This is a genomic window from Streptomyces mirabilis, assembly GCF_018310535.1.
Lineage (GTDB): Bacteria > Actinomycetota > Actinomycetes > Streptomycetales > Streptomycetaceae > Streptomyces.
This window is the reverse complement of the sequence record NZ_CP074102.1, coordinates 8,625,899-8,647,424: the sequence shown is the minus strand read 5'-3', so window position 1 is coordinate 8,647,424 and position 21,526 is coordinate 8,625,899. Positions and strand designations below refer to the sequence as shown.

The 21,526-nt window shown below is 70.5% G+C and carries 20 protein-coding genes and 3 pseudogenes; 7 read left to right on the top strand and 16 right to left on the bottom strand.

The genetic code is table 11. From position 1 onward, the window contains the following. Window positions 1–123: 123 nt before the first annotated feature. The 6 genes and pseudogenes from SMIR_RS43905 to SMIR_RS38375 form a co-directional block, all read right to left on the bottom strand. A pseudogene (locus SMIR_RS43905) lies at window positions 124–391 on the bottom strand (methyltransferase domain-containing protein); the annotation flags it as partial. A 65-nt stretch (window positions 392–456) separates the two neighbouring features. Then, window positions 457–792, bottom strand: coding sequence for a 2Fe-2S iron-sulfur cluster-binding protein (locus SMIR_RS43900; protein WP_249938556.1), 336 nt, complete (start codon window positions 790–792; stop codon window positions 457–459). After that, a pseudogene (locus tag SMIR_RS43895) lies at window positions 734–958 on the bottom strand (serine/threonine-protein kinase); the annotation flags it as partial. The pseudogene SMIR_RS43895 and the gene SMIR_RS43900, both read right to left, overlap by 59 nt. 158 nt (window positions 959–1,116) lie before the next feature. Next, complete coding sequence (locus SMIR_RS38385; protein ID WP_212728074.1) at window positions 1,117–1,836, bottom strand: ribonuclease H family protein; 720 nt, start codon at window positions 1,834–1,836, stop codon at window positions 1,117–1,119. Next, window positions 1,817–2,872, bottom strand: coding sequence for an ArsR/SmtB family transcription factor (locus SMIR_RS38380; RefSeq protein ID WP_212728073.1), 1,056 nt, complete (start codon window positions 2,870–2,872; stop codon window positions 1,817–1,819). Before SMIR_RS38380 ends, SMIR_RS38385 begins: the two co-directional genes overlap by 20 nt. Window positions 2,873–3,050: 178 nt before the next feature. Continuing rightward, complete coding sequence (locus tag SMIR_RS38375) at window positions 3,051–3,848, bottom strand: VOC family protein (protein WP_212728483.1); 798 nt, start codon at window positions 3,846–3,848, stop codon at window positions 3,051–3,053. Window positions 3,849–3,993: 145 nt separating this feature from the next. Between SMIR_RS38375 and SMIR_RS38370 the strand changes: the two genes are divergently transcribed. The 3 genes from SMIR_RS38370 (at window position 3,994) to SMIR_RS38360 (ending at window position 7,340) form a co-directional block, all read left to right on the top strand. Next, a complete protein-coding gene (locus SMIR_RS38370) occupies window positions 3,994–5,010 on the top strand; it encodes a zinc-binding alcohol dehydrogenase family protein (protein ID WP_168500815.1) in 1,017 nt (338 codons plus the stop codon). Window positions 5,011–5,075: 65 nt separating this feature from the next. Beyond that, a complete protein-coding gene (locus SMIR_RS38365) occupies window positions 5,076–6,302 on the top strand; it encodes a PP2C family protein-serine/threonine phosphatase (protein ID WP_248002777.1) in 1,227 nt (408 codons plus the stop codon). A gap of 96 nt (window positions 6,303–6,398) precedes the next feature. Continuing rightward, entirely contained in the window at window positions 6,399–7,340 is a 942-nt protein-coding gene (locus SMIR_RS38360) for an SGNH/GDSL hydrolase family protein (protein ID WP_212728072.1), read from the top strand. Between the two features lie 6 nt (window positions 7,341–7,346). Here the strand turns inward: SMIR_RS38360 and SMIR_RS38355 are convergent, their stop codons facing one another. The 4 genes from SMIR_RS38355 to SMIR_RS38340 form a co-directional block, all read right to left on the bottom strand. Further along, entirely contained in the window at window positions 7,347–7,739 is a 393-nt protein-coding gene (locus SMIR_RS38355) for a winged helix-turn-helix transcriptional regulator (RefSeq protein ID WP_212728071.1), read from the bottom strand. A 104-nt stretch (window positions 7,740–7,843) separates the two neighbouring features. Continuing rightward, complete coding sequence (locus SMIR_RS38350; RefSeq protein ID WP_249938555.1) at window positions 7,844–9,358, bottom strand: MFS transporter; 1,515 nt, start codon at window positions 9,356–9,358, stop codon at window positions 7,844–7,846. Between the two features lie 383 nt (window positions 9,359–9,741). Further along, window positions 9,742–10,137, bottom strand: coding sequence for a nitroreductase/quinone reductase family protein (locus tag SMIR_RS38345; protein WP_168488823.1), 396 nt, complete (start codon window positions 10,135–10,137; stop codon window positions 9,742–9,744). Between the two features lie 55 nt (window positions 10,138–10,192). Continuing rightward, window positions 10,193–10,594, bottom strand: a complete 402-nt coding sequence (locus SMIR_RS38340; protein ID WP_249938554.1) for a TetR family transcriptional regulator C-terminal domain-containing protein — start codon at window positions 10,592–10,594, stop codon at window positions 10,193–10,195. A gap of 457 nt (window positions 10,595–11,051) precedes the next feature. Here SMIR_RS38340 and SMIR_RS38335 point away from each other — a divergent pair, with 457 nt between their 5' ends. Continuing rightward, window positions 11,052–14,429, top strand: coding sequence for a lectin (locus tag SMIR_RS38335; RefSeq protein WP_249938553.1), 3,378 nt, complete (start codon window positions 11,052–11,054; stop codon window positions 14,427–14,429). Between the two features lie 101 nt (window positions 14,430–14,530). On the opposite strand, the pseudogene SMIR_RS44690 reads toward SMIR_RS38335, so the two are convergent. The 5 genes and pseudogenes from SMIR_RS44690 to SMIR_RS38315 form a co-directional block, all read right to left on the bottom strand. After that, window positions 14,531–14,620, bottom strand: a pseudogene (locus SMIR_RS44690) (short-chain dehydrogenase); the annotation flags it as partial. A gap of 3 nt (window positions 14,621–14,623) precedes the next feature. Then, entirely contained in the window at window positions 14,624–15,709 is a 1,086-nt protein-coding gene (locus SMIR_RS38330; RefSeq protein ID WP_168488829.1) for an LLM class flavin-dependent oxidoreductase, read from the bottom strand. Then, window positions 15,709–16,239, bottom strand: a complete 531-nt coding sequence (locus tag SMIR_RS38325) for an SRPBCC family protein (protein WP_168488832.1) — start codon at window positions 16,237–16,239, stop codon at window positions 15,709–15,711. Before SMIR_RS38325 ends, SMIR_RS38330 begins: the two co-directional genes overlap by 1 nt. Before the next feature lie 546 nt (window positions 16,240–16,785). Then, on the bottom strand, window positions 16,786–17,235 hold the full coding sequence (locus SMIR_RS38320) for a winged helix-turn-helix transcriptional regulator (RefSeq protein WP_248002780.1): 450 nt from the start codon (window positions 17,233–17,235) through the stop codon (window positions 16,786–16,788). 355 nt (window positions 17,236–17,590) lie between these two features. Beyond that, window positions 17,591–18,073, bottom strand: a complete 483-nt coding sequence (locus SMIR_RS38315) for a VOC family protein (RefSeq protein WP_168488838.1) — start codon at window positions 18,071–18,073, stop codon at window positions 17,591–17,593. A gap of 158 nt (window positions 18,074–18,231) precedes the next feature. Between SMIR_RS38315 and SMIR_RS38310 the strand changes: the two genes are divergently transcribed. The 3 genes from SMIR_RS38310 (at window position 18,232) to SMIR_RS38300 (ending at window position 20,921) form a co-directional block, all read left to right on the top strand. Further along, entirely contained in the window at window positions 18,232–19,470 is a 1,239-nt protein-coding gene (locus SMIR_RS38310; protein ID WP_212728067.1) for an epoxide hydrolase family protein, read from the top strand. Window positions 19,471–19,663: 193 nt separating this feature from the next. After that, window positions 19,664–20,317: an ATP-dependent Clp protease proteolytic subunit gene (locus SMIR_RS38305; protein ID WP_168488842.1), complete on the top strand. Its 654-nt coding sequence runs from the start codon at window positions 19,664–19,666 to the stop codon at window positions 20,315–20,317. 1 nt (window position 20,318) lies between these two features. Further along, entirely contained in the window at window positions 20,319–20,921 is a 603-nt protein-coding gene (locus tag SMIR_RS38300; protein ID WP_168488844.1) for a ClpP family protease, read from the top strand. 69 nt (window positions 20,922–20,990) lie between these two features. Here SMIR_RS38300 and SMIR_RS44435 read toward each other — a convergent pair whose 3' ends face one another. After that, the gene (locus SMIR_RS44435; RefSeq protein ID WP_283959577.1) at window positions 20,991–21,464 is read right to left on the bottom strand and encodes a helix-turn-helix domain-containing protein; all 474 of its coding nucleotides are present in this window, start codon (window positions 21,462–21,464) and stop codon (window positions 20,991–20,993) included. Between the last annotated feature and the right edge of the window lie 62 nt (window positions 21,465–21,526).

Below are 21,526 nucleotides of genomic sequence, written 5' to 3'. Positions count from 1 at the left end.
CGCGCGGAACTCAATGCTCTCGGCATGCGCTGGTAGGGCCGCTGGACCGGCAGGCGCGCTTCGCAGCGCCCGCGCTGAACCTGCCGGAGGGGCTCTCGCGCTGTGGGCTCGAGGTGCCTGTCAGAAGCTGAGTTCGGGCGGCAGTTTGCGGATGGGCCATGGGGTCGGGTTCGCTGTCCTCGGTGCCGAAGAGGTGGCGCAGGCGGGCGTCTTGGTCGCCTATCCAGAGGACCGTGCTGTCCGAGTCGTTCCACCAGAGGGCGAGTGCGCCGCCGGGGTGCAGTACTCGGAGGGCTTCCGGGACGGACTTGTGCGGGTCGGTCCAGTGCCAGGTCTGGGCATAGATGAGGACGCCGATGGACTCGGAGGCAAGTGGCAGGTGGTTGCCGTCACGTGGCGCACTGCCACCCGGCTGGGCCATTTCGGCAAGGGCCCAGGCGCGGCGGGGCCGTCGTCTCAGAGGTCCAGGACAATCCCTCCTGCGGGTTTGGAGCAGCAGATGAGGATGTTGCCCTCGGCGGGGGGTTCGACGGGGTCGGGTGAGTAGTTGACGGTGCCGGACATGAGGGCGAGTTCGCAGGTGTGGCAGACCCCGGTGCGGCAGGACCACTGGACGGGGACGTCGCAGGCTTCGGCGAGTTCGAGCAGGGACTCCTGGGCGTCGTTCCAGGGGACTGTGAGTCCGCTGCGGGCGAAGGCCTCGGGTCCGCTGCCGGGCGGGCCCGCGGGCTGGTGAGGCGCGGGCCCGTCGGGCCGCGGCGACCTCCCGGGCGAACCGGCGCCGGAAGTCACCGTCGTCCGCCAGTTCCGGGCGCACCACTTTGACCGCGACCGCCCGCCCTCCCGGAGAACGCCCCAGGTAGACGCGCCCCATCCCGCCCGCACCGAGCCGCGCCACGATCCGGTAGCGCCCCACCTGACGCGGGTCCCCCGCCTCCAGCGCCTCGAACGCCTCCACGCAACCCCCTGCAAGGCCCCACGCCCCGGCCGGTGCCGAAGATCCCACATCCTCCCCGACGCGCCCCGTCTTCGCACCAGTGTCCGCCACGCACTTCGGGGGCTGTCCGCCGAGTGTTCGGCGGACAGCCCCCGAAGGAGACCGAGGCAGGGAAAGTACTAGGCGTTGCTGGGCTCGGCCGTACGGCACTCGGGGTGCCCCCAGCCCTGGCCGTTCTTGGCGATGGGCTCGCCCGCCGCGTACGAGCGGCCGCAGAGGCAGCGGCCCGGGAACTTGGCCTTGATCGTACGGGCCGACGTGCCCTGCCGGGGCGTCTTGGCGGAGGCGGCGGCCGGGGTGCGGCGGCGGCCGGCGCCGGAGGGGGCCGGGGTGTCGGGGGACGGCGGGGGCTCCGGGGAGCCGAGGTCGCTGCCGGCGGGCTGCTGGGCGATGGCGGCCTGGCTCGCGGCACGATCGGCGAAGTCGTTCAGCCGGTCGCCGTCGACCTGGTGGGCGGGGACGTAGCGGAACTCCACGGTGCGGCCGTCGAGGAGCTCGTCGATGCGCGCGACCAGTTCCTGGTTGGCGACCGGCTTTCCGGAGGCCGTCTTCCAGCCCTTGCGCTTCCAGCCGGGCAGCCAGGTCGTGACAGCCTTCATCGCGTACTGGGAGTCCATCCGGATCTCCAGCGGGACGTCCGGCGCGATCGCCGTCAACAGGCGCTCCAGCGCGGTGAGCTCGGCGACGTTGTTCGTCGCCGTGCCCAGCGCTCCCGCCTCCCAGCGGGTCGGCGTCTCCGTGCCGTCGGCCACGACCCACGCCCATCCGGCCGGTCCCGGGTTTCCCTTCGAAGCCCCGTCACAGGCGGCCACCACACGTTCAAGCATGCCCCCGATCATGCCACGGTCCGGCGGCGGCTCCCCGCACGGGCCGGAGCACGCTCTCCCGCATCCGGGGGCTGGTGCCGAGCAGCCGCAGACCCAGCAGCGTCGCCGTGTGCAGGACGTACTTGCCGTCACGGTGGCTGGCGACCAGTCCCCCGTCGCGCAGCACGCCGATCTGGTAGCTGGCGCTGGGCAGCGCGATCCCCACGGCCTCGGCCACCTCGGAGGTGGTGCGGGCGCTCTGTCCGGCGACCTCGGTCAGTACGGCGGCCCTGGTGCGGCCGAGCAGGCGCTCGACCCCGTCGTCCGTACCGTCCGCGACGGCGAGCGGAGTCTTCGCCACCGGGTAGACGAGCACGGGATCCAGACCGGGGTCCGCCAGCGCGGTCGGTCTGCGCCAGCAGAAGTAGGACGGCACCAGGAGAAGTCCTCGGCCCTCCAGATACAGGTCGCGCTGGACGGGATAGTCCACTTCGAGCACCGGGGCACTCCAGCGCGCGACCGGGCGCAGGCTCTCCAGCAGTGCCTGGGTACCGCCGTCGAGGAGGGCTCGGGAGCGTACCCCGACATCGTTGCCCACCGCCGTGCGGATGTGCGGCCAGTGCGGTTCCAGCAGACCGCGGAAGTAGATCCCCAGGGAGTTCGCCAGCACCTTGAGCGCGTCGCTGCCCGGTCTGCCCAGCGAGACGGTCCAGTTCGGGACCGGGCGCGACTCGGCCAGCCGCGTCAGTTCGCGGACCAGTTGCACACGCGGCGTGCGCAGCACTTGGTCGAGCCCGGCGGAAAGACCGCCGCCGGTGACCGGCGGGGTGAGGAAGTCCGGAATGTAGCCGGTGGCGGGAATCAGGGCACGCAGCGGGCGCAGTGCGCGGCCCAGGTTCGAGTCGCCGGAGAATCGTTGCCGCGCCGAGCGGCGCCAATGTCCGAATTCCAGCGGTCCCTGGCCGGTTTCCAGACGGCAGACACTGCACATCAGTTCCCACAGGGGATCAGGCTGCCGGGCCACTCGAATGTTCTGCAGATCGTCCGAAGTGAAGTGAATGCGGAGCATGGGGTCTCTTTCGCTCGCAATCCTTGTGGGGGGTTCGGCCGCTCGAACGTGCCGCAACCACAAGAGGGGACGAGTACCGCATGCGCATGGTTGCCCCGGAGACAAAAGGCCCCGGCTCGCCCCGGAGGAATTCCGCCATTCCCCGGGGCGGCCGGTCCGCGGGGGTTCCGCGGTCCGTTCAGGACACGTCGGTCGCCTTGGGCATCGCGCCCTCGGTCGTCTTGACGTCGATCACGGAGAAGGCCGCGCCCTGCGGGTCGCTCAGCGCGGCGAACCGGCCGAACGGGCTGCTCATCGGCCCGAAGCGCAGAATCGCGCCCCGTTCGGTGGCCTTCGCGACCGCGGCGTCGCAGTCCTCGACGGTGAAGTACACGTTGAAGTACGGCGGGACCTCGGGCGGGAAGTCGTCCGTCATCCGCATCCGGCCGAGGACCGGATCCTCGCCGAGGTCGTACAGCCTGAAGTCGACGGCGTCGTCGTCCAGCTGCTTCATGCGGTACCCGAAGACGGCCGAGAAGAAGGTGTCCGACTTCTCGGGCTCACGGGTGAAGACCTCGGCCCAGCAGTACGCGCCGGGCACACCCCGGGCCTCGAAGCCCTCGTGCCGGCCCGCCTGCCAGACGCCGAAGACGACCCCGCTCGGGTCCCGGGCGATCACCATCGTGCCGAAGTCGCCCACCTGCATCGGCTCCATCAGCACCTCGCCGCCGTCGGTCCGGATCTTCCGGGCGGTGGCGTCGGCGTCGGGCGACGCGAGATACAGACACCAGGCGGACTGGCCCTCCTGGCCGGGCATCGGCGGGACGACGGCCGCCACCGCCTTGCCGTTCGCGTAGGCCTGGGTGTAGTTGCCGTACTCCGAGGACGACTCGCCGAACGTCCAGCCGAGCACCTCACCGTAGAAACTCTTCGCTCCCTCGACATCGCTGAACATCGCGTCCGCCCAACAGGGCGTTCCCTCGGGCTGCACGGCCATGGCATCCCACTCTTCCCGTTTCGTCACGATTCATTCCTGTTTCACGCTAGCCAGCCTCCGTCCTGGCCGCGCGCCGAGCGGAGTGCCCTGGACGACACTGGAGAGTGGCCTCGGGTGGTCGTCGACGGAACGGGGACACGGGATGATGCACGCGTGGGAAGTCGATCGGCCCGGGCCGATCGAGGGGGAGCCGCTGCGTTTCGTCGAGCGGCCGATCCCGGTGCCGGGGGCCGACGAGCTTCTCGTCCATGTGCGCGCGTGCGGGGTGTGCCGCACCGACCTGCACGTCAGCGAGGGAGACCTGCCGGTGCGCCGGCCCCGGGTGACGCCCGGCCACGAGGTCGTCGGCGAGGTCGCGGCGACGGGCGAGGACGTGCTCGACCACGAGGTCGGCGACCGGGTGGGCGTCGCCTGGCTGCGCCGTACGGACGGCACGTGCGGGTACTGCGCGCGCGGGTCCGAGAACCTCTGCCCGGCCTCGCAGTACACGGGCTGGGACGCCGACGGCGGCTACGCGGAGTACACGACCGTCCCGGCGGCCTTCGCCTACCGACTGCCCAGCGAGGTGGACGACGTCGCGCTGGCGCCGCTGCTGTGCGCGGGCATCATCGGCTACCGCGCGCTGCTGCGGGCCGCGCTGCCGCCCGGCGGACGGCTCGGCCTGTACGGGTTCGGCGGCAGCGCCCATCTGTGCGCGCAGCTGGCCCTGGCGCAGGGCGCCACCGTGCACGTACTGACGCGTGACCCGGCCGCGCGGCGGCTCGCGCTGGAACTCGGGGCCGCGTCCGCCCGGGGCGCGTACGACGAGCCGCCCGAGCCGCTGGACAGCGCGATCCTGTTCGCGCCGGTCGGCGATCTGGTCCCGGTCGCGTTGCGGGCCCTCGACCGGGGCGGGATCCTGTCGGTCGCCGGGATCCATCTGAGCGACACCCCGCCACTGCGCTACGAGAGCGACCTGTTCTACGAGAAGGAGCTGCGCAGCGTCACCTCCAACACCCGCCGGGACGGGCGGGACTTCCTGGCCCTGGCGGCCCGCCACGGCGTACGCGCCACGACGCACGCCTACCCGCTGTCCGAGGCACAGCGGGCCCTGCGGGACCTCAAGGCCGGCCGTTTCGACGGGGCGGCCGTGCTGGTGAACGACTTTCCGCCGCGCATGTGAGCATGCGCGCCCGCGACGCGCGTGCGTGGATGGACCTCAGACGTGTGTGCGGCGGTGGAGGTGGCATGGCGGGCCGAGGCGGTGAGGGCGCTACGGGGGCGGGGGCGTCGTTCGCCGCGATGGAGGACGCCGTCGAGGCGATCGGCACCACCCTGGACGAGCGGACCACCTGCGAGGAGCTCGCGGAGTTCGTGTGCCGGGAGGTCTGCGACGCCGCCGCGGTGGATCTGCTGCCCACCGACGTCCCGGCCGCGGAGCACTCGCACGAGCCGAACCTGACCCGTGTCGCCACGGGTGGCCGTTCCGAGCTGCTCACCCCTTGGACCGCGCACGGCGCCCGCCCGCTGTCCGTCCAGGCTCTCGACGAGGGGCTTCCGATCACGGCGTCGCTCGACCTGTCCGGCACGGTCCCCCGGGAGGTCATGACGGTGCCGCTGCTGGCACACGGCCACCTGTACGGAGTGCTGCTGGCCGTCCGACAGGGGCAGGCCTTCAGCGACCGGGGCACCGCCGTCACGCACTACGCGGCACGGCTCGCGGCCGTCCACCTCGGTCACTCACGGCAGCACGACGCCGTGCGCGATACCGTGCTGTCCCTGCAGCGGGCGCTGCTGTCCGAACCGGGCCGCCCGCATCCCAACCTCGACCTCGCCACCCGCTATCTGCCGTCCGGCAGCAGCGTCCTGGTGGGCGGGGACTGGTTCGAGACCGTACGGCTGCACTTCGGGCGCACCCTGCTGGTGGTGGGCGACGTCATGGGGCACGGGCTGGACGCCGCGGTGGACATGAACGCGTACCGCTCGATGCTGCGCTACGTCGCCTCCACGGATCTGCCGCCGCACCGGGTACTGCGCCGCCTGGACGCGGCCGTCGCCGAGGACGGCGCCCGGCGTCCGGCGACCTGTCTGCTCGTCCAGGTCGACCCGGCCCGGGGCACGGCCACGCTGGCCAGCGCCGGGCATCTGCCGCCGGTCGTGTTCGCCGGGGACGGCACCGGGGAACTGCTGCAGCTGACGGTCGGTCCGCCGCTGGGCACCGGCGTGGGCGGCTACGAGGCGGTCACGCGCGCGCTCGCTCCCGAGGACACCCTGGTGATGTTCACCGACGGTCTGGTGGAGCGGCGCGGCGAGGACATCGACGCCTCGCTCGCCCGGCTGGCCGGGCTGCGGCTGCCTCCCGGGATCGGTGTCGACGCGGCCCTCGACAGGGTCCTCGTAGGGCTCGACGCCCGGCACGCGGAGGACGACGTGGCGCTGCTGGCAGCCCGCATCCGCCACCGTCCCCCGGCCTGACGCCCGACGACGCCGTGACCGACGTAGGTCTTCCCCCTTGTGCCCCGCTGTGCTTGCCTGGGGACCCCTTTCGGCGGGCGGGGCGGGAGTTGCTTCATGCGGAGGCCGTGGATCGCGGGGCTGCTGTTGGCCGGGCTGCTGCTCGCCGCGTGCGGGGACCCCGCGTCGGGGCCGGAGCAGTCGCCGCCGGATCCCGCGTTGCCCACGGCCGCTCCGTCACCGGCCACGACCACCCGCCAGCGCCCCGCCGCCTCACCCACGGTTCCCACGACTCGCACGACAGTTGACGCGGCGGCGAAGGCGCCCACCGTTCTCTACCTCGGGGACTCGCTCGCCATGGAGAGCCAGAAGGTGCTCGGGCAGTCGCTCCGGGAGGAGGTGAACGCCCGTTACACGAGCGCCCCCTACTCCGGCACCACCCTCTGCGACTACCTGGAGGGGACCGGGGAGCGATCCCTCGTACCGCCCGCGGACAAGGCCGCCGCGCTGGTGCGCTCGCTGCGGCCGGACTTCGTGGTGCTCCAGTTCTGGGGCAACTCCTGGGGCTACACGCCCTGCATGGACGGCATCACGTACGACAAGGAACCGGCCACGTACTTCAAGCGGTACGAGGCGGACATGAAGCGGCTGACCGAACAGATCGCGGACGCGGGCGGCGCGCGGCGGCCCCGGATCGTCTGGGTGTCGCAGGGGCCGGACCCGATCACCCCCGAGCGGATCCGGAGCGTGAACGCGCTCTACAAGGCACAGGCCGCGGCCTCCCACGACCTGCTCGCCGACGCCGGGAGGACGGTGAGCCCGGCGACGGCCCGGTACACGTGGGCGCAGTACCTGCCGTGCACCGCGTACGAGCACGACCATCCGGCGTACTGCACCGAGCCGGGCCGCGACCGCACCGCCCTCCACCGCGACGACGACAATCTGCACTTCTGCCTGGCGCCGACCACGTCCACGCCGAAGCCCTGCGCGGCCCGCTCCCCCGGCATCGTGCGGATCACGCGCGAGATCACCCGGGTGATAGCGGACCGCGTCGGCTGACGGTCCTCAGGGCTGCCCCGCCAGGGTCTTGTGGCGGGGTCGGTCGGGGTGCGGCGGCAGGTGTTCCTCGGCCCAGACCGCCAGGGCGGCGAGCGGGATGAGGAACGCGTTGCCGTGCGGGGTGAGGGCGTAGGAGGAGCGCAGCGGTGGGCCGTGGTGGACGGTTCGGGTGAGGAGTCCGGCGACGGCCAGTTCGTGGAGGCGGTCGGCGAGCATGCGGTCGCTGATGCCGGGCACACGCTCGCGCACCTCGCCGAATCCGGCGGGGCCCGTGGCGAGTGCGGCGAGGACCAGGCCGTTCCAGCGTTTGCCGAGCAGGGCGAAGGCGCGGGTCAGGGCGGGGATGGTCGGGGAGGGTTCGGGGTTGTGGGGGTCCGTTTGAGCGTATGGGTTCGTCATGGTGCGCTCCAGCGGCGGGAGGACCGTGCCCGCCCCGCGGCGCGTGGCCGCGGGGCGGGCACGGCTTTCCCTGTGCGTCCGTCGTGGTGATGCCGGGGTGGGCGTCAGCCCATGTGGACCGGGGCGGCGCCTTCGGTGTGCTGCTGCTTGCCCGCGTTGATGGCGAACGCGGTGACGAGCAGACCGGCCAGGAACATGACCGCGGCGGCGAGGAAGGCCACCGTGTAGCCGTGGGTCAGTGCGTCCCCCGCCTTGGCCACCAGGTCGAAGTCCTTGGGGGCCAGGCCCCGGTAGAGGGAGCCGGCCGCCTCGGGCAGCTTGTCGTCGGCCGCGGAGGTGGAGATCGTCGACAGGATGGCGAGGCCGAGCGCGCCGCCGATCTGCTGGGCGGTGTTGAGCAGTGCGGAGGCGACGCCGGTGTCCTGGTGGGAGACGCCGCTGACCGCTCCGAGTGTCATCGGGACGAAGCTCATGCCCAGGCCCAGGGCGGTCACGAACATCGCCGGCATCAGATGCGCGGTGTAGGAGGAGTCCGGCTCCAGGGTGGCGAACCAGCTCATGCCCACGGCCGCGACGAGCAGGCCGGGACCGGCGATCAGGCGCGGCGCGAGGTGCACGACCAGCTTGGAGCTGACGCCCGCTGCCATCGCCATGCCGAAGCTGAACGGCAGGTAGGCGAAGCCGGTCCTGACGGGGCTGTAGCCGAGGATCAGCTGCATGTAGAGGGTCAGGAAGTAGAAGGTGGCGAACATGCCCGCGCCGATGAACAGCATGGTGGCGTAACTGCCCGACCGGGTGCGGTCCTTGAAGAGGCGCAGCGGCATCATCGGGTCGGCGGTGCGGGCCTGGAGGAACAGGAAGGCGGCCAGGAGTACGGCCGCGGCGGCGAAGGAGACGAGGGTGAGGCCGCCCGTCCAGCCGTCCTCGCCGCCCCGGGTGATGCCGTGGACCAGGGCGATCAGGCCGCCGGTGCCGGTGATCGCGCCGGGGACGTCGAGGCGGCCGGGGTGGCGCTCCGCCTCGACCAGGGTGCGGGTGCCCGCCAGAACGGCCAGGCCGATGGGGATGTTGACGAAGAACACCCAGCGCCAGTCGAGAACATCGGTGAGCGTGCCGCCGAGCAGCAGGCCGACGGTGGCGCCGACGCCGCCCATCGCCGCGTACACGCCCATCGCGGTGTTGCGCGACTTGCCGACCGGGAAGGTGGTGGTGATCAGGGCCAGGGCGCTGGGCGCGGCGAGTGCGGCACCGACGCCCTGCAGGACGCGCGCGCCGATCAACAGGCTCTCGTTCGGGGCCAGTCCGCCCAGCAGGGAGGCGAGGGTGAAGACGGCTATGCCGACCTGGAACATCTTCCGCCGACCGAAGAGGTCACCCGCCCTCCCGCCGAGCATGAGCAGGCCTCCGAAGGCCAGCGCGTAGGAGTTGACGACCCAGGCGAGGTTCGCGTCGGAGACGCCCAGGTCGGTCTGGATGGCGGGCAGGGCGATATTCGTGATCGTGGCGTCCAGGACGACCATCAACTGGGCCGCGGCGATCACGAAAAGAGCCAGGCCGAGATGCCTGCCTCCGGACGAGGAACCGGACGTATCCGGCCCCGCGGGGGCAACAGCGGTCACGCTCTCAGCAGACATGAATCAAGTACTCCAGGGAGTGCGCAGGAAACAGTGCCCCCGACCACGCCGCAGACATGAAATGCCAGTGCAGTGATCGGGGAGACGAAAGAGTGAACGGAGTCTGATGAAACGGAACACTCGCTGTGCAATCCGAGGCCAGGGTGCCGATACGGCACGCGATCCGGACTCGGGACGAGGCTCAACCGTAGCATTCTTTCGGCGCCGCTCCGGGCGCGTTCAATCCCTTTGAATATTGTCGATCTCGCACTTGACGAACAGCCCCGAAGTGTGGGCACGGAAAGGCACGCAAAGCCCGTGCCCACACTTTTCCGGAAAAGGCAAATGGGAATTCCATGCCGGGCTCGCAATTCCCCGCGCGCCGGGGATCAGTCCGTGAGATCGACGCGCACCGTCGTCAGACCGGCGCCCATCGCCCGCACCGCGACGCTGTTGAACCGCGGCAGGCTCTTCAGTCGCGCGCGGGCGTCGTCCTCGGGCATCACATGGGCGGTCCCGGTGTACCAGCGGCCCCGGACGCGGACCCGGACCCGCGGGTCCGCCTGGATGTTGCGCACATACTGCGAACGCTCGCCGTACTCGCTGACGAACCAGAACTCCCGTCCCGTCAGACGTCCGCCGACCGGGGTGCGGCGCGGCAGCCCCGACTTGCGTCCCGTGGTCTCCAGCAGGGTCTGGATCGGCAGGCGCTTCAGGAGCGGATTGCCGATCCACCGCTGGAACGACGTGACGACGCGGTATTTCCGTTCGGGGTTGCGGGACATACGGGGGTCCTCCTGTTCGATGCCGGGCACCATTGTGCGGGGCCCCGCGACCGTCTCACGACCGCCGTCGGAGTTCCGTTTCGAGCAGACGGTTGAGGTGGCGGCGCGCGCCCTCGGTGCTCGGCGGGGGTGCCTGCCGCAGCTGTTGCGGGGCGAGACCGTCGGCGAGGGCGGGGCAGCGGACCGTGCGGCCGTCCAGGTCGCCGGAGCCGAACTCTCCTTCGGTTACACCTCGTTCGGCCAGTTCGCGGATCTGGGTGCGCCAGGCCTCGTGGCGCTCGGCCTGGCCGCGGGCGAAAGCCTGGTCCGGGTCCTGGCCGGCCGCAGGGCCACGGCCGTGGCTATGGCCATAGCCACGGTCTGGGTCGGGGTCGGGGTCGGGGTCTGGGTCGGGGTCTGGGTCTGGGTCTGGGTCTGGGTCGGGGTCTGGCCATCGTGGCCGGCATCGTCCGGGCACACGACGCCACGCTCCCGACACCGATGTTCCCCGGGTGCAAGGCGCTGGGCACGGGCAGCGGGGTCGCAACGCCAACAACCGCGCCTTGCCCCTGTCTTTGGTGGTGTGTGCTCGTGGCTGCGGGCGCAAGGAGCCTTCGCCGAGACGGCAACTCCCTCAAGGCTCGGCACGGCTCCTGGCCGGTCCGGCCGACCTCGGGATCACGGCACTCGGAGCATCCCTCTGTGAACTTCGCGCTCAGAAAGTCTTGTTGGCCTCGTTGACATGCCGCAAGCACTCGCGTTTCACTCAACTCTCGTGCATGGCAACGTTGTCAGGCCGTCGGAGCGACCGACGCCGTTGCCCACCGCTGGCGTCTTCGGTTCCCCGGGGATGTCAGCACCGATGTACGAAGCGCCAACCGCTGCGGAGGCAACCGATGGTCAGACCTCGACGTTCAACGGCGCCACATGACCGAATGAGATTCCGCCAACGCCTGGCGGTGGTGTCCGTCCTGGGCATCGCCGTACTCCCACTCCCGGCGATCGGGGGCGCCCATGCCGCTAGCGCCGCGACGCCGACCCTGGTGACGGACCCCGCGTCCCTCGTCAACCCCCTCATCGGCACCTCCGGTGCGGTGGACACCTTTCCCGGCCCCGACATGCCCGCCGGCATGGTGCAGTGGGGTCCCGACACGACGCCCGACCGCCCGTCCGGCGGCGGCTACGAGTACAACGACAACAAGATCTCCGGCTTCAGCCTCACCCATGTCTCGGGCCCCGGCTGCGGCGTCGCGGGCGACCTGCCCGTCCTGCCGGTGACCGGCGCGCTGACGGGCAAGCTCGGCGACACGTCCGTCGGCTTCAGCCACGACGACGAGCAGGCGGGTATCGGGTACTACAAAGTCACCGACGCGAACGGGGTGAAGACCCAGCTGACCGACACCACCCGTGCGGGGCTGGGCACCTTCACCTTCCCCGCGGGCCAGCAGGCGAACCTGCTGTTCAAGCTCAGTGGGGGTGCCACGCAGGTGGACGGAACCCGCGTCCAGGTGGTGAACAAGAAAGAGATCAGCGGCTCGATCGACAGCGGTCACTTCTGCGGCGCGAGCAACAGGTACACGCTGCACTTCGACATCAAGTTCGATCGGCCGTTCACCGCGAGCGGCACCTGGGTCGGCAGCACCATCAACCCCAGCGCGATGTCGCTGAAGGCGGGCAGGGCCCAGCAGAACCTGCAGACGCACCCGTCGAAACCGCTCAAGGAGAAGCACTTCACCGTTCCCGCGGCGCCCTCCCCGACCGTGCACGGGAGCGGCACCACATCCTCGAGCACGCCGTCCCCGGCGCCCAGCGCCGCCGCGGGGTCCGGGGCGTCCACCACGAGCAAGGCTGCCGTCGAGCCCCCCACGACAGGCGCGAACGGCATGTACCTGACCTTCGACACCTCCTCAAACCCGACGGTGAGCGCGAAGGTCGGCATCTCGTACACGAATGACGCCAACGCCGCGGACAACCTCACCACCGAGATCAAGAACTGGAACGTCGGCGCCGTCGAGCAGGCGAACCACGACGCCTGGAACGCGGTACTGAACAAGATCCGGACCGGCGGCGGGTCCTCGGACCAGCAGGTGCAGTTCTACACCGCGCTCTACCACGCGCTGCTGCACCCCAACGTCTTCTCGGACGACAACGGCCAGTACATGGGCATGGACAACCAGGTCCACAAGCTGGCAAAGGGCCAGCAGGCCCAGTACGCCAACTACTCGGGCTGGGACACCTACCGCTCCCAGACCCAGCTGATGGCGATGGTCGAGCCCAAGGTCACCAGCGACGTCGTCACCTCGATGCTCAACGGCTACGACCAGACGGGCCTGCTGCCCAAGTGGGCCTCGAACAACGGCGAGAGCTATGTGATGGTCGGCGACCCCGCCGCCGGCATCATCGCCGACGCGTACGCCTTCGGCGCCCGGAGCTTCGACACCGACAAGGCGCTCGCCGCCCTGCAGCACGAGGCCACCGCCCCGAACAACGACCGCCCCGGCGAGTCCGTGCGGGACACGAAGGGCTACCTCCCGCTGGACGAGAACGACTACGGCTGCTGCAACTTCTACGGCCCGGTCTCCACGCAGCTGGAGTACGACTCCGCCGACTACGCCGTCGCCGCCTTCGCGAAGTCGCTGGGCCAGACGGCCGTGTACGAGAAGTTCGCCACTCGCGCCCAGGACTGGATGAACGTCTTCAACCCGCAGACCGGCCACATCCAGGGCAAGAACAAGGACGGCCAGTTCGCGACCGGTTTCACCCCCGGCACCTCCAACGGCTTCGTCGAGGGCACCTCGGCCCAGTACACGCCGATGGTCCCGTTCAACCTGCAGCAGCTCATCCAGGCACGCGGCGGTGCCAAGGCGTACTCGTCCTTCCTGGACAGCCTGCTCGACAACATCACGCGCCCCGGCAACACCGACGCCGACCTGAGCAACGAGCCCAGCGTGGAGATCCCCTGGGAGTACGACTACACGGGCCAGCCGTGGAAGACCCAGGCGGCCGTTCGCACGGCCCAGCAGAACCTGTACTTCAACGCTCCGGTCGGCTCGTTCGGCAACGACGACCTCGGCGCGATGAGCTCCTGGAACGTCTGGTCCGAGCTCGGCATGTACCCGGAGACCCCGGGCACGGACACCCTGGCGCTCGGCAGCCCGGCGTTCCCGGTGGCCAAGGTGACCTTCGGCAACGGCAAGTCGGTGCAGATCAACGCGCCGCAGGCCGCGCCCGACGCGCCCTACGTGCAGTCGCTCGACGTCAAGGGCAAGGAGTGGAACACCTCCTGGCTGACGTACCAGCAATTCGCGGGCGCGGGCACGGTCGACTTCACGCTCGGCACCGAGCCCGACAAGTCCTGGGCGTCCGACCCGTCGGCGGCACCGCCGTCGGACACCACGGGCGGCGACCGGGTACTGGCGGCGACCGGCCCCTCCAGCGACGGCCTGGTGCTCCAGCCGGGCGCGTCCGGTGACGGCACGCTCGACCTGACCAACCTCGGCAGCAAGGCCGTCACGGTCGACTGGAAGGCGACGGCGCCCTCCGGCGTCACGCTGGACACGGCGTCCGGCTCGGTGGCGGTGCCCGCCTCGGGCAGCGCCGAGGCGAAGGTCCACGTGACAGCGGGCGCGGACGAGGGAACCTTCCCGGTCACCTTCGCGCTGACCGACCACAGCACCGGTACGGCCGTGAGCGGGGCCACCCTCCGCGTGGCGGTGGCCAAGGCCGGAGCGCTGTGGCCGTACGACACCAACGAGGGCATCTACCCCGACGGCGCCGGCTACTCGGGCGGCTTCGACGGCGGCGGTTGGGCGTTCTCGCAGAACGCGCTGTCGGCGGCGGGTGTCACGAGCGGGTCCACCGTCACGGTCGACGGCGTCTCCTACACCTGGCCGACGGTGACGTCCGGTCAGCTGGACAACCTGGAGATGGCCGGCCAGACCATCCCGATGCCGGCCGGCACGTCGGGTGCGTCGCTGGGCCTGCTGGGCACGGCGGCCAACGCGCCGACCGACGGCAGCGGGGTCTCGGGCACGGTGACCGTCACCTACACCGACGGCACCACCTCCCAGTCGACCGTCGGCTTCTCGGACTGGACACTGAACGGCGGGTCGAGCAAGCCGCTCGCGGGTGACACGACGGCCGTCACGACGGCCTACCGGAACACCGGGAGCGGAGGCCGGGACAACGTGAAGACCTACGTCTTCGCCACGAAGGTCCCGCTCGACGCGTCCAAGCAGGTGGCGTCGATCACGCTGCCGGTGACGGGCTCGACGGGCACCGACCACCTGTTCGCCTACGGCTTCGGCCAGTAGGAGCTCGGCACGCGCCGACGAAGACGGGCCGGTTCCCGGGCATGAGCCCGGGAACCGGCCCCACGCGGGCGCAGCCCCGCCCGGTGCACCACTCGAGCAGGTAATAACGCCACGAACGCCCGCGTGACATGCAACGGTCCGTAGAAGTCGGTCTCGAACTCGCGGCGCACGTCTTGATCGAGTACCGGGGAGAGCTACTCGCCGGCTTTCTGCCGCGGCCGTGCCCTGTCCTCGTCGTCGATGGCGCGTACGAGATCGATGGCGCGGCCCAGGGTGGTGAGGCGGGCTTCCAGGGTGTCCCCTGCCGGATAGAAGCGGACGGTGTCCACACCGGCGTCGCGCCAGATCCGCAAGCGGTCGCGGACCATCTGCTCGGTACCGATGAGGGTGGTACCCAGCACCATGTCGTCGGTGACCAGATCGGCGGCACCCTCGCGGTCGCCGGACTGCCAGCGTTCGCGCACAGCCGTCGCGACATCGGCCCAGCCCTGACGGCTGTAGGCGTCGTTGTAGAAGTTGGTGCTTCCGGAGCCCATCCCGCCGAGGCTGAAGGCGAGTTCCTTCTTGCGGGGGGCGATGAGCGCGCGCAGATGTTCCTCGTCTTCGGCGAAGTTGACCTCCGCACCCTGGCAGATGTCCAACTCGGTGCGGGAGCGGCCGGCCGCCGCCAGGCCGGCGTCGAGGTGGTCGAAGTAGGCTTCCTTGGCCCCTTCGGGGACGAAACTCGTGCCCAGCCAGCCGTCCGCGACTTCACCGGTGAGGTGAAGCATCTTCGGGGAAAGCGTGGCGAGGTAGATGGGGATGTCGTGCTCGGCGCGCGTGGAGAGGCGCATGGGCTTGCCCTCGCCACCGGGCAGCGGGATCTGGAACTCCCGCCCCGAGTAGGTGATCTTCTCGCCTGTCGTGGCCTGCCGGATGATCTCCACTGTCTCCCGCATCCGCGACAGCGGGCGGGCGAACGGAACGCCGTGCAGGCCCTCGATGACCTGCGGCCCGGAAGGGCCGAGACCGAGCAGGAAGCGTCCCTGGGAGATCCGGGAAAGGGTGATCGCGGTGCGGGCGATCACTACGGGGCTGCGGGTGGCGAGCTGGATGATGCCGGAGCCGAGCTGGAGGCGATGGGTGCGGGCGGCGAGGTAGCCAAGCGGCGAGGGGGCGTCGGAGCCCCATGCCTCAGCCACCCAGCAGATGTCCATGCCGAGCTTCTCGGCCTCGGTGACGAAGTCGACCGTCTCCTGCCACGAGCCGCCAGAGGCTTCGATGGTGGTCGCCGTGCGCATCAGGCACCCGTCCTTCCGGTGGTTCCCGCCTCGGCGCGCTGTTTGATTGCCGCCAAGGTCGTGGTGATGCCGGTCTCGAACTCGCGCATCCGCACGAAGACGATCTTCTGCTCCTTCTCCGGCATCCGGTCGATCGCGAACGACAGCCCCGAGCGGCCGGGTCCCATCCGCATCCACTGACTCAGCTGCGTACCGCCGTTGCGTGGCTGGAGGGAAAATCGCCACAGCGCGGTGGGCCGGTCGGGGTCCTCCACGGCCCAGGCGAACACCCGGAGCGGTTCGTACTCCACGATGTACGAAGTCGTCTCCCACTCGCCGAGGGCGTCGTGCTTGCTGTGGCCGATGAACCGGGCGCCCGGCGCTGGGCCTGAGCACCCGTCCTGCCACCGCACTGACTGCAGCTCGGCACTCATGCCGGGCATCAGCTCGACATCTGACACCAGTGCCCACACCCGCTCCGGGGGAGCGTCGATCCAGGTGTCCACCTCGACCGTCGGTGTATCCGCATACCGTGCGCCTGTCCACTCCATCTGCCGCTCAGCCTCCCTGCTGTTGCGCCCCTGACCTCGAGAGTTTCGTAGATAGACTTGCGTGTCAAGGATCGCCCGCATCGAGTGGTGCCACATCCAGGTCGAACAGCTGCGCTGCCACGGGCAGCGCACGGCCGAGGCCCTCCTCGGCGGGCAGGAGCCGGGCACCTCCGCGGCCGCCTTCAAACTGTCGTGGAGCGCGTCTACCTCAATGCCCGCGCCGGAACCATCTACGCCGGCGCCTCCCAGATCCAGCGCGGCATCGCCGGGGAACTCCTGCTCGGGCTCCCGAAGGAGCCGAGCCCCGCGTCTCCGTCGCGCGGCAAGGGGTCGCCCTGGCCCAGTCGCCGGCCAAACGACTGAACACCACCGTGCTCCAGGGCTACGGGCCGACCGAATCCAGCCCGACACTCACCGGCATTCCCGTCGACCGGCCCGACATCGACCGCGAAGAAACCTGCGCGGGCCCCGGGCGGCCGACGCCCTGTACGAGAATGCGGATCATTCTGGCGCCCGCGTCTCACCCGCGGGGTAGGCGCCGTCGAGTCATGGCGTGAACCGGTGCCGGATGTCCGGACGCTCCGCCAGGTGCGGCGGGTATCCGGGTCCCATGCGCGGATGCGTATCCGCCGCGGTCATGGGTTCCTTGCACTCACCGCACACGACTTCCGGCTCGCCCTGGTGTCCGCAGCGGTCGTGGTGAAAGACGACCGGAGCCCCCTGCTCGCCGGCCAGCCACCGGTTGCCCCAGCCGTTCATGGCTGCCAGCACGCCGAAGAAGTCACTCCCCATCTCGGTGAGGACATAGTCGTAGCGCACCGGATCCTGTTGGTAGGAGCGCTTCTCCATGAGGCCCTCGTCGACCAGACGACGCAGCCGGTCCGCCAGGGTGTTCCGCGCGATCCCGAGCTCCTGCTGGAACTCGTCAAAACGCTTGATCCCGTAGAACGCCTCACGCAGCACTAGAGGAGTCCACCAGTCTCCAAGCAAGTCCATGGTGCGTGCGATGGAGCAGGGCCAGTTCGCGAACGAAGTCCTTCTCATCCCCCCAGCATATGAGAGTCGCGAAAAGAGACCCAGCAGCTGAGTAGGGGCGAGTGGAAGCCCCGGCAACGAATCCGGGGCGTGCCGCCGGAGCGCCCGGCGTGCGCACCTGGTGTGACCCTGCGGCTACTGCGGGAGAAGCGCAGGCCACCTAGGCGCTGGACACGCACGCGGAGGCCTCCGGGAGTTCGGCTCGCCCGAGGAGCCGCCGCGCCGGGGTGGTGCGTACACGGCGCTGGACAGCGGCCGGCTCGCCTGATCCCCGCCCGGGGCGAGGACGCGGGCCGGCCGTCGTGCCGGCGGTCCGCTACTCGCCCGCGTACGCCTTCTCCAGGGCCGCGATGTCCAGCTTGGACATCTTGTACATCGCCTGGGTCGTCCGGGCCGCCTTCTCGGTGTCCTGGTCGCTGATCAGTTCGATGAGCCTGCTCGGGACGACCTGCCAGGACAGGCCGTACTTGTCCTTGACCCAGCCGCAGGGGCCTGCCTCGCCGCCGTCCTCGACGAACTTGTTCCAGTAGTGGTCCACCTCTTCCTGGTCGTCGCAGTGGATCTGGAACGAGATGGCCTCGTCGAACGTGAACTGCGGGCCGCCGTTCAGCGCGACGAACTTCTGTCCGTTGGCCACGAAGTCGACGGCCATCACGGAACCGGCGGTGCCGTGCTCGGACTCGGAGAAGCGGGCGATCCTGCCGAGCCGGGAGTTCTTGAAGATCGAGACGTAGTAGTGCGCGGCCTCCTCGGCCTGACCGTCGAACCACAGACACGTGGTGAATCCGTCGGCGGACATACCTACCTCCTGCGGCGGGAAAAGTTTCGTCACCTCTGTCGACCGATCGTCGTCCCAAAACTCATCGGCGTCGCGCGGGATCCTTTCGCAGAAGGGCGGTGGCGGCCGATCGCGTCGTTCGTCGAGCCCCCTCAAGGGGCGCTATAGCATGCGCGGACATGACTCCCTCCGCTGATTCTTCCGCTGATCCCTCCGCACCTTCCTCCGCCTCGGACAGCGCGCGCATCGAGCCGTTCCGTATCGACTTCCCGCAGAGCGACCTCGACGACCTGCACCAACGTCTCGATCGCACCCGCTGGCCCGACGAACTGCCGGGGGTCGGCTGGGCCTACGGCGTCCCGCGGGAGTACCTGCGCGAACTCGTGCGGTACTGGCGGCACGACTACGACTGGCAGGCGGCGCAGGCGCGGTTGAACGCATGGCCGCAGTTCACGACGGAGATCGACGGCGCGCGGATCCACTTCGCGCACATCCGCTCCCCGGAGCCGGACGCGACCCCACTGGTCATCACGCACGGCTGGCCCGGCTCGATCGTCGAATTCACCGACGTCGTCGGCCCGTTGACGGACCCGCGCGCACACGGCGGCGATCCGGCCGACGCGTTCCATCTCGTCGTACCGAGCATTCCCGGGTTCGGGCTGTCCGGGCCCACCCGGGACACCGGCTGGGAGTTCCAACGGGTGGCCGCCGCCTTCGCCGAGCTCATGACACGGCTCGGGTACGAGCGGTTCGGCGCCCAGGGCGGCGACTGGGGCGGGGCCATCTCCCGGGAGCTGGGCCGGGCGTTCCCCGAGCGGCTCATCGGTGTCCATCTGAACCTGCTGCCAGGATCGTCAGCGGCCACCGAGCCGACTCCCGAGGAACTGGCCGCGCTGAGCCCCGAGGAGCGCGAGCGCGCGCTGCTGTCGTGGCGGCGCGGTCTGGAATGGCGCCGCGAGGAGGCCGGGTACGCCGAACTCCAGGGCACCCGGCCACAGACCCTGGCCTACGCGCTGACGGACTCCCCCGTCGGTCAACTCGCCTTGATCGTCGAGAAGTTCAAGGCGTGGACGGCTGCGAAGGACCGCCCCGAGGAAGCCGTCGACCGGGACCTGATGCTGACCAACGTGATGCTGTACTGGCTGACCGGTACGGCGGGGTCCTCGGCCCGCATCTACTACGAGCGGGCGCACGCGGACTACTGGGGCACACCGCCCGAGCCTTCGGCCGCGCCGACCGCGCTGGCCGTCTTCCCCCACGAGCCCCTCGTACCGCTGCGGCACATCGCGGACCGTACGAACCACATCGTGCGGTGGACGGAATTCGACCGGGGCGGGCACTTCGCCGCGGCGGAGGAGCCCGAGCTGCTGGTCGAGGATGTGCGGTCCTTCTTCCGGGACCTGCGCACCGGCACCTGAGCACGGGTCGGACACCTGGGCCCCGGTCCCCCGCCGGGGCCGTCGGTGGCGTCGGTGGCGTCGGTGGCGGCAACCCCGTATCCCCTCTGCTCGTGGCGAATCTGCTGCGGGCCGAGAAAGCTGATCCGGGAGGGCCTTCGGTCCGAGAGTGGAGATCGCGGCGACGACAGCCGCGCCACCACGAGGAGGACCGATGACTCCACTCATCACCGGCCGGTACCCGGCCCACGCGCCGCGAGCCGAGGAGGGCGACACCCCCGCGACCCGCTTCGACGACCATCTGGCCGCGCAGCTGCTCGCGCAGCGGATCGTCCTGCTCGGCACCCAGGTCGACGAGGTGTCCGCGAACCGGGTCTGCGCCCAGTTGCTCGTGCTGTCGGCGGAGGACCCGCGCACCGACATCAGCCTGTACATCAACAGCCCGGGCGGATCGGTGACCGCGGGGCTCGCGATCTACGACACCATGCGACTGATCCCCAATGACGTCTCGACCCTCGCCATGGGATTCGCCGCGAGCATGGGGCAGTTCCTGCTCAGCGTCGGCACGCAGGGCAAGCGTTACGCGCTGCCCAACGCACGGATCATGATGCACCAGCCGTCGGCGGGCATCGGCGGCACCACCGCCGACATCGAGATCCAGGCGCAGAACCTGGAGTTCACGAAGAAGGCCATCGAGCGGATCACCGCGGAGCACACCGGCCAGAGCGAGGAGACGATCTCCCGGGACGGCGACCGCGACCGCTGGTTCACGGCCGAACAGGCCAAGGAGTACGGCATGGTGGACCGGGTCGTGGAGTCGCTCGACGACGTCCGCCCGGCCGCGTCACGGCGACGGATGGGGCTCTGACATGGGTACGTACACGATTCCGAACGTCGTCGAGCGGACCCCGCAGGGCGAGCGGTCCTACGACGTCTTCAGCCGGCTGCTGTCCGAGCGGATCATCTTTCTCGGCACCGAGATCGACGACGGGGTCGCCAACGTCGTCATCGCGCAACTCCTCCATCTGGAGTCGTCGAACCCGGAGAACGAGATCGCGATCTACATCAACTCGCCCGGTGGGTCGTTCACTTCGCTCATGGCGATCTACGACACGATGACGTTCGTACAGGCGCCGATCTCGACGTTCTGCGTCGGCCAGGCGGCCTCCACGGCGGCGGTGCTGCTGGCCGGCGGCGATCCCGGGCGTCGGTTCGTGCTGGAGCACGCGCGTGTGCTGCTCGGCCAGCCCGCGAGCGGCGGCCGGCAGGGGACGGTGTCCGACCTCGCCCTCCAGGCCAAGGAGATGCTCCGTATCCGCGCCCAGGTCGAGGAGGTCCTCTCCCGGCACACGCACCACGACGCGCCGACCCTGCGCGCGGACATGGACCGCGACAAGGTGTTCACCGCACAGGAGGCCGTGGCGTACGGACTCGCGGACGAGGTCCTGAGCCGACGGCTCGCGACGGTCTGAGACCGGACCACGGCCAGGGCCCGCGTCTGCGGCATGGTCCGCCGGACAGGCCCTGGCCGGTCGGCCCGGTCAGGCGGCGAGGCACATGCCGTCGTGGTGCGAGGCCGACGTGGTGCGGCGGCGGGCGGGCCGCACCTGGGCGAGGCGGGTGAGTTCGCCCTGGGCCAGCGAGAGCAGATCGGTGAGCCCGAGGCCCAGGGCGCGCGCGGCGGCCGCGAGGACTTCGGAGGAGGCCTCCTTGCGGCCGCGCTCCAGCTCCGAGAGGTACGGCATCGAGATCCGGGCCGCGTCGGCCACGTCCTTGAGCGTCCGCTCCTGCGCGAGCCGCTCGCGCCGCAGGACGTCACCCACCAGGTCGCGCCACAGCGGCTCCCTGCTCCTGGGCGCCGGTGGCGTCTGCCGGGGCGCGAGGACCGGGCGGGGCCGCTGGGGCGCGTCGGCCACGGGATCGGTGGGACGGGCCGCCGGGCCGGTGACCGGAGCCGGTGCGGTCGCCGGGCGGAGGGGAATGACGCGGGCTTCGTTCGGCGCTTGGTTGCTCACCCCTTCAGCCTAGAAGCCCCGACCCGCCAGGAAAGGGCCCGGCTCGGCATTCCGCTCTCGGG

Excerpts from the sequence above, each read along its gene's own strand:
- SMIR_RS38385 (WP_212728074.1), bottom strand. The coding sequence starts at position 1,836 with ATGATCGGGGGCATGCTTGAACGTGTGGTGGCCGCCTGTGACGGGGCT.
- SMIR_RS38380 (WP_212728073.1), bottom strand. The coding sequence starts at position 2,872 with ATGCTCCGCATTCACTTCACTTCGGACGATCTGCAGAACATTCGAGTG.
- SMIR_RS38375 (WP_212728483.1), bottom strand. The coding sequence starts at position 3,848 with ATGGCCGTGCAGCCCGAGGGAACGCCCTGTTGGGCGGACGCGATGTTC.
- SMIR_RS38370 (WP_168500815.1), top strand. The coding sequence starts at position 3,994 with ATGCACGCGTGGGAAGTCGATCGGCCCGGGCCGATCGAGGGGGAGCCG.
- SMIR_RS38365 (WP_248002777.1), top strand. The coding sequence starts at position 5,076 with ATGGCGGGCCGAGGCGGTGAGGGCGCTACGGGGGCGGGGGCGTCGTTC.
- SMIR_RS38360 (WP_212728072.1), top strand. The coding sequence starts at position 6,399 with ATGCGGAGGCCGTGGATCGCGGGGCTGCTGTTGGCCGGGCTGCTGCTC.
- SMIR_RS38355 (WP_212728071.1), bottom strand. The coding sequence starts at position 7,739 with ATGACGAACCCATACGCTCAAACGGACCCCCACAACCCCGAACCCTCC.
- SMIR_RS38345 (WP_168488823.1), bottom strand. The coding sequence starts at position 10,137 with ATGTCCCGCAACCCCGAACGGAAATACCGCGTCGTCACGTCGTTCCAG.
- SMIR_RS38335 (WP_249938553.1), top strand. The coding sequence starts at position 11,052 with ATGAGATTCCGCCAACGCCTGGCGGTGGTGTCCGTCCTGGGCATCGCC.
- SMIR_RS38330 (WP_168488829.1), bottom strand. The coding sequence starts at position 15,709 with ATGCGCACGGCGACCACCATCGAAGCCTCTGGCGGCTCGTGGCAGGAG.
- SMIR_RS38325 (WP_168488832.1), bottom strand. The coding sequence starts at position 16,239 with ATGGAGTGGACAGGCGCACGGTATGCGGATACACCGACGGTCGAGGTG.
- SMIR_RS38320 (WP_248002780.1), bottom strand. The coding sequence starts at position 17,235 with ATGGACTTGCTTGGAGACTGGTGGACTCCTCTAGTGCTGCGTGAGGCG.
- SMIR_RS38315 (WP_168488838.1), bottom strand. The coding sequence starts at position 18,073 with ATGTCCGCCGACGGATTCACCACGTGTCTGTGGTTCGACGGTCAGGCC.
- SMIR_RS38310 (WP_212728067.1), top strand. The coding sequence starts at position 18,232 with ATGACTCCCTCCGCTGATTCTTCCGCTGATCCCTCCGCACCTTCCTCC.
- SMIR_RS38305 (WP_168488842.1), top strand. The coding sequence starts at position 19,664 with ATGACTCCACTCATCACCGGCCGGTACCCGGCCCACGCGCCGCGAGCC.
- SMIR_RS38300 (WP_168488844.1), top strand. The coding sequence starts at position 20,319 with ATGGGTACGTACACGATTCCGAACGTCGTCGAGCGGACCCCGCAGGGC.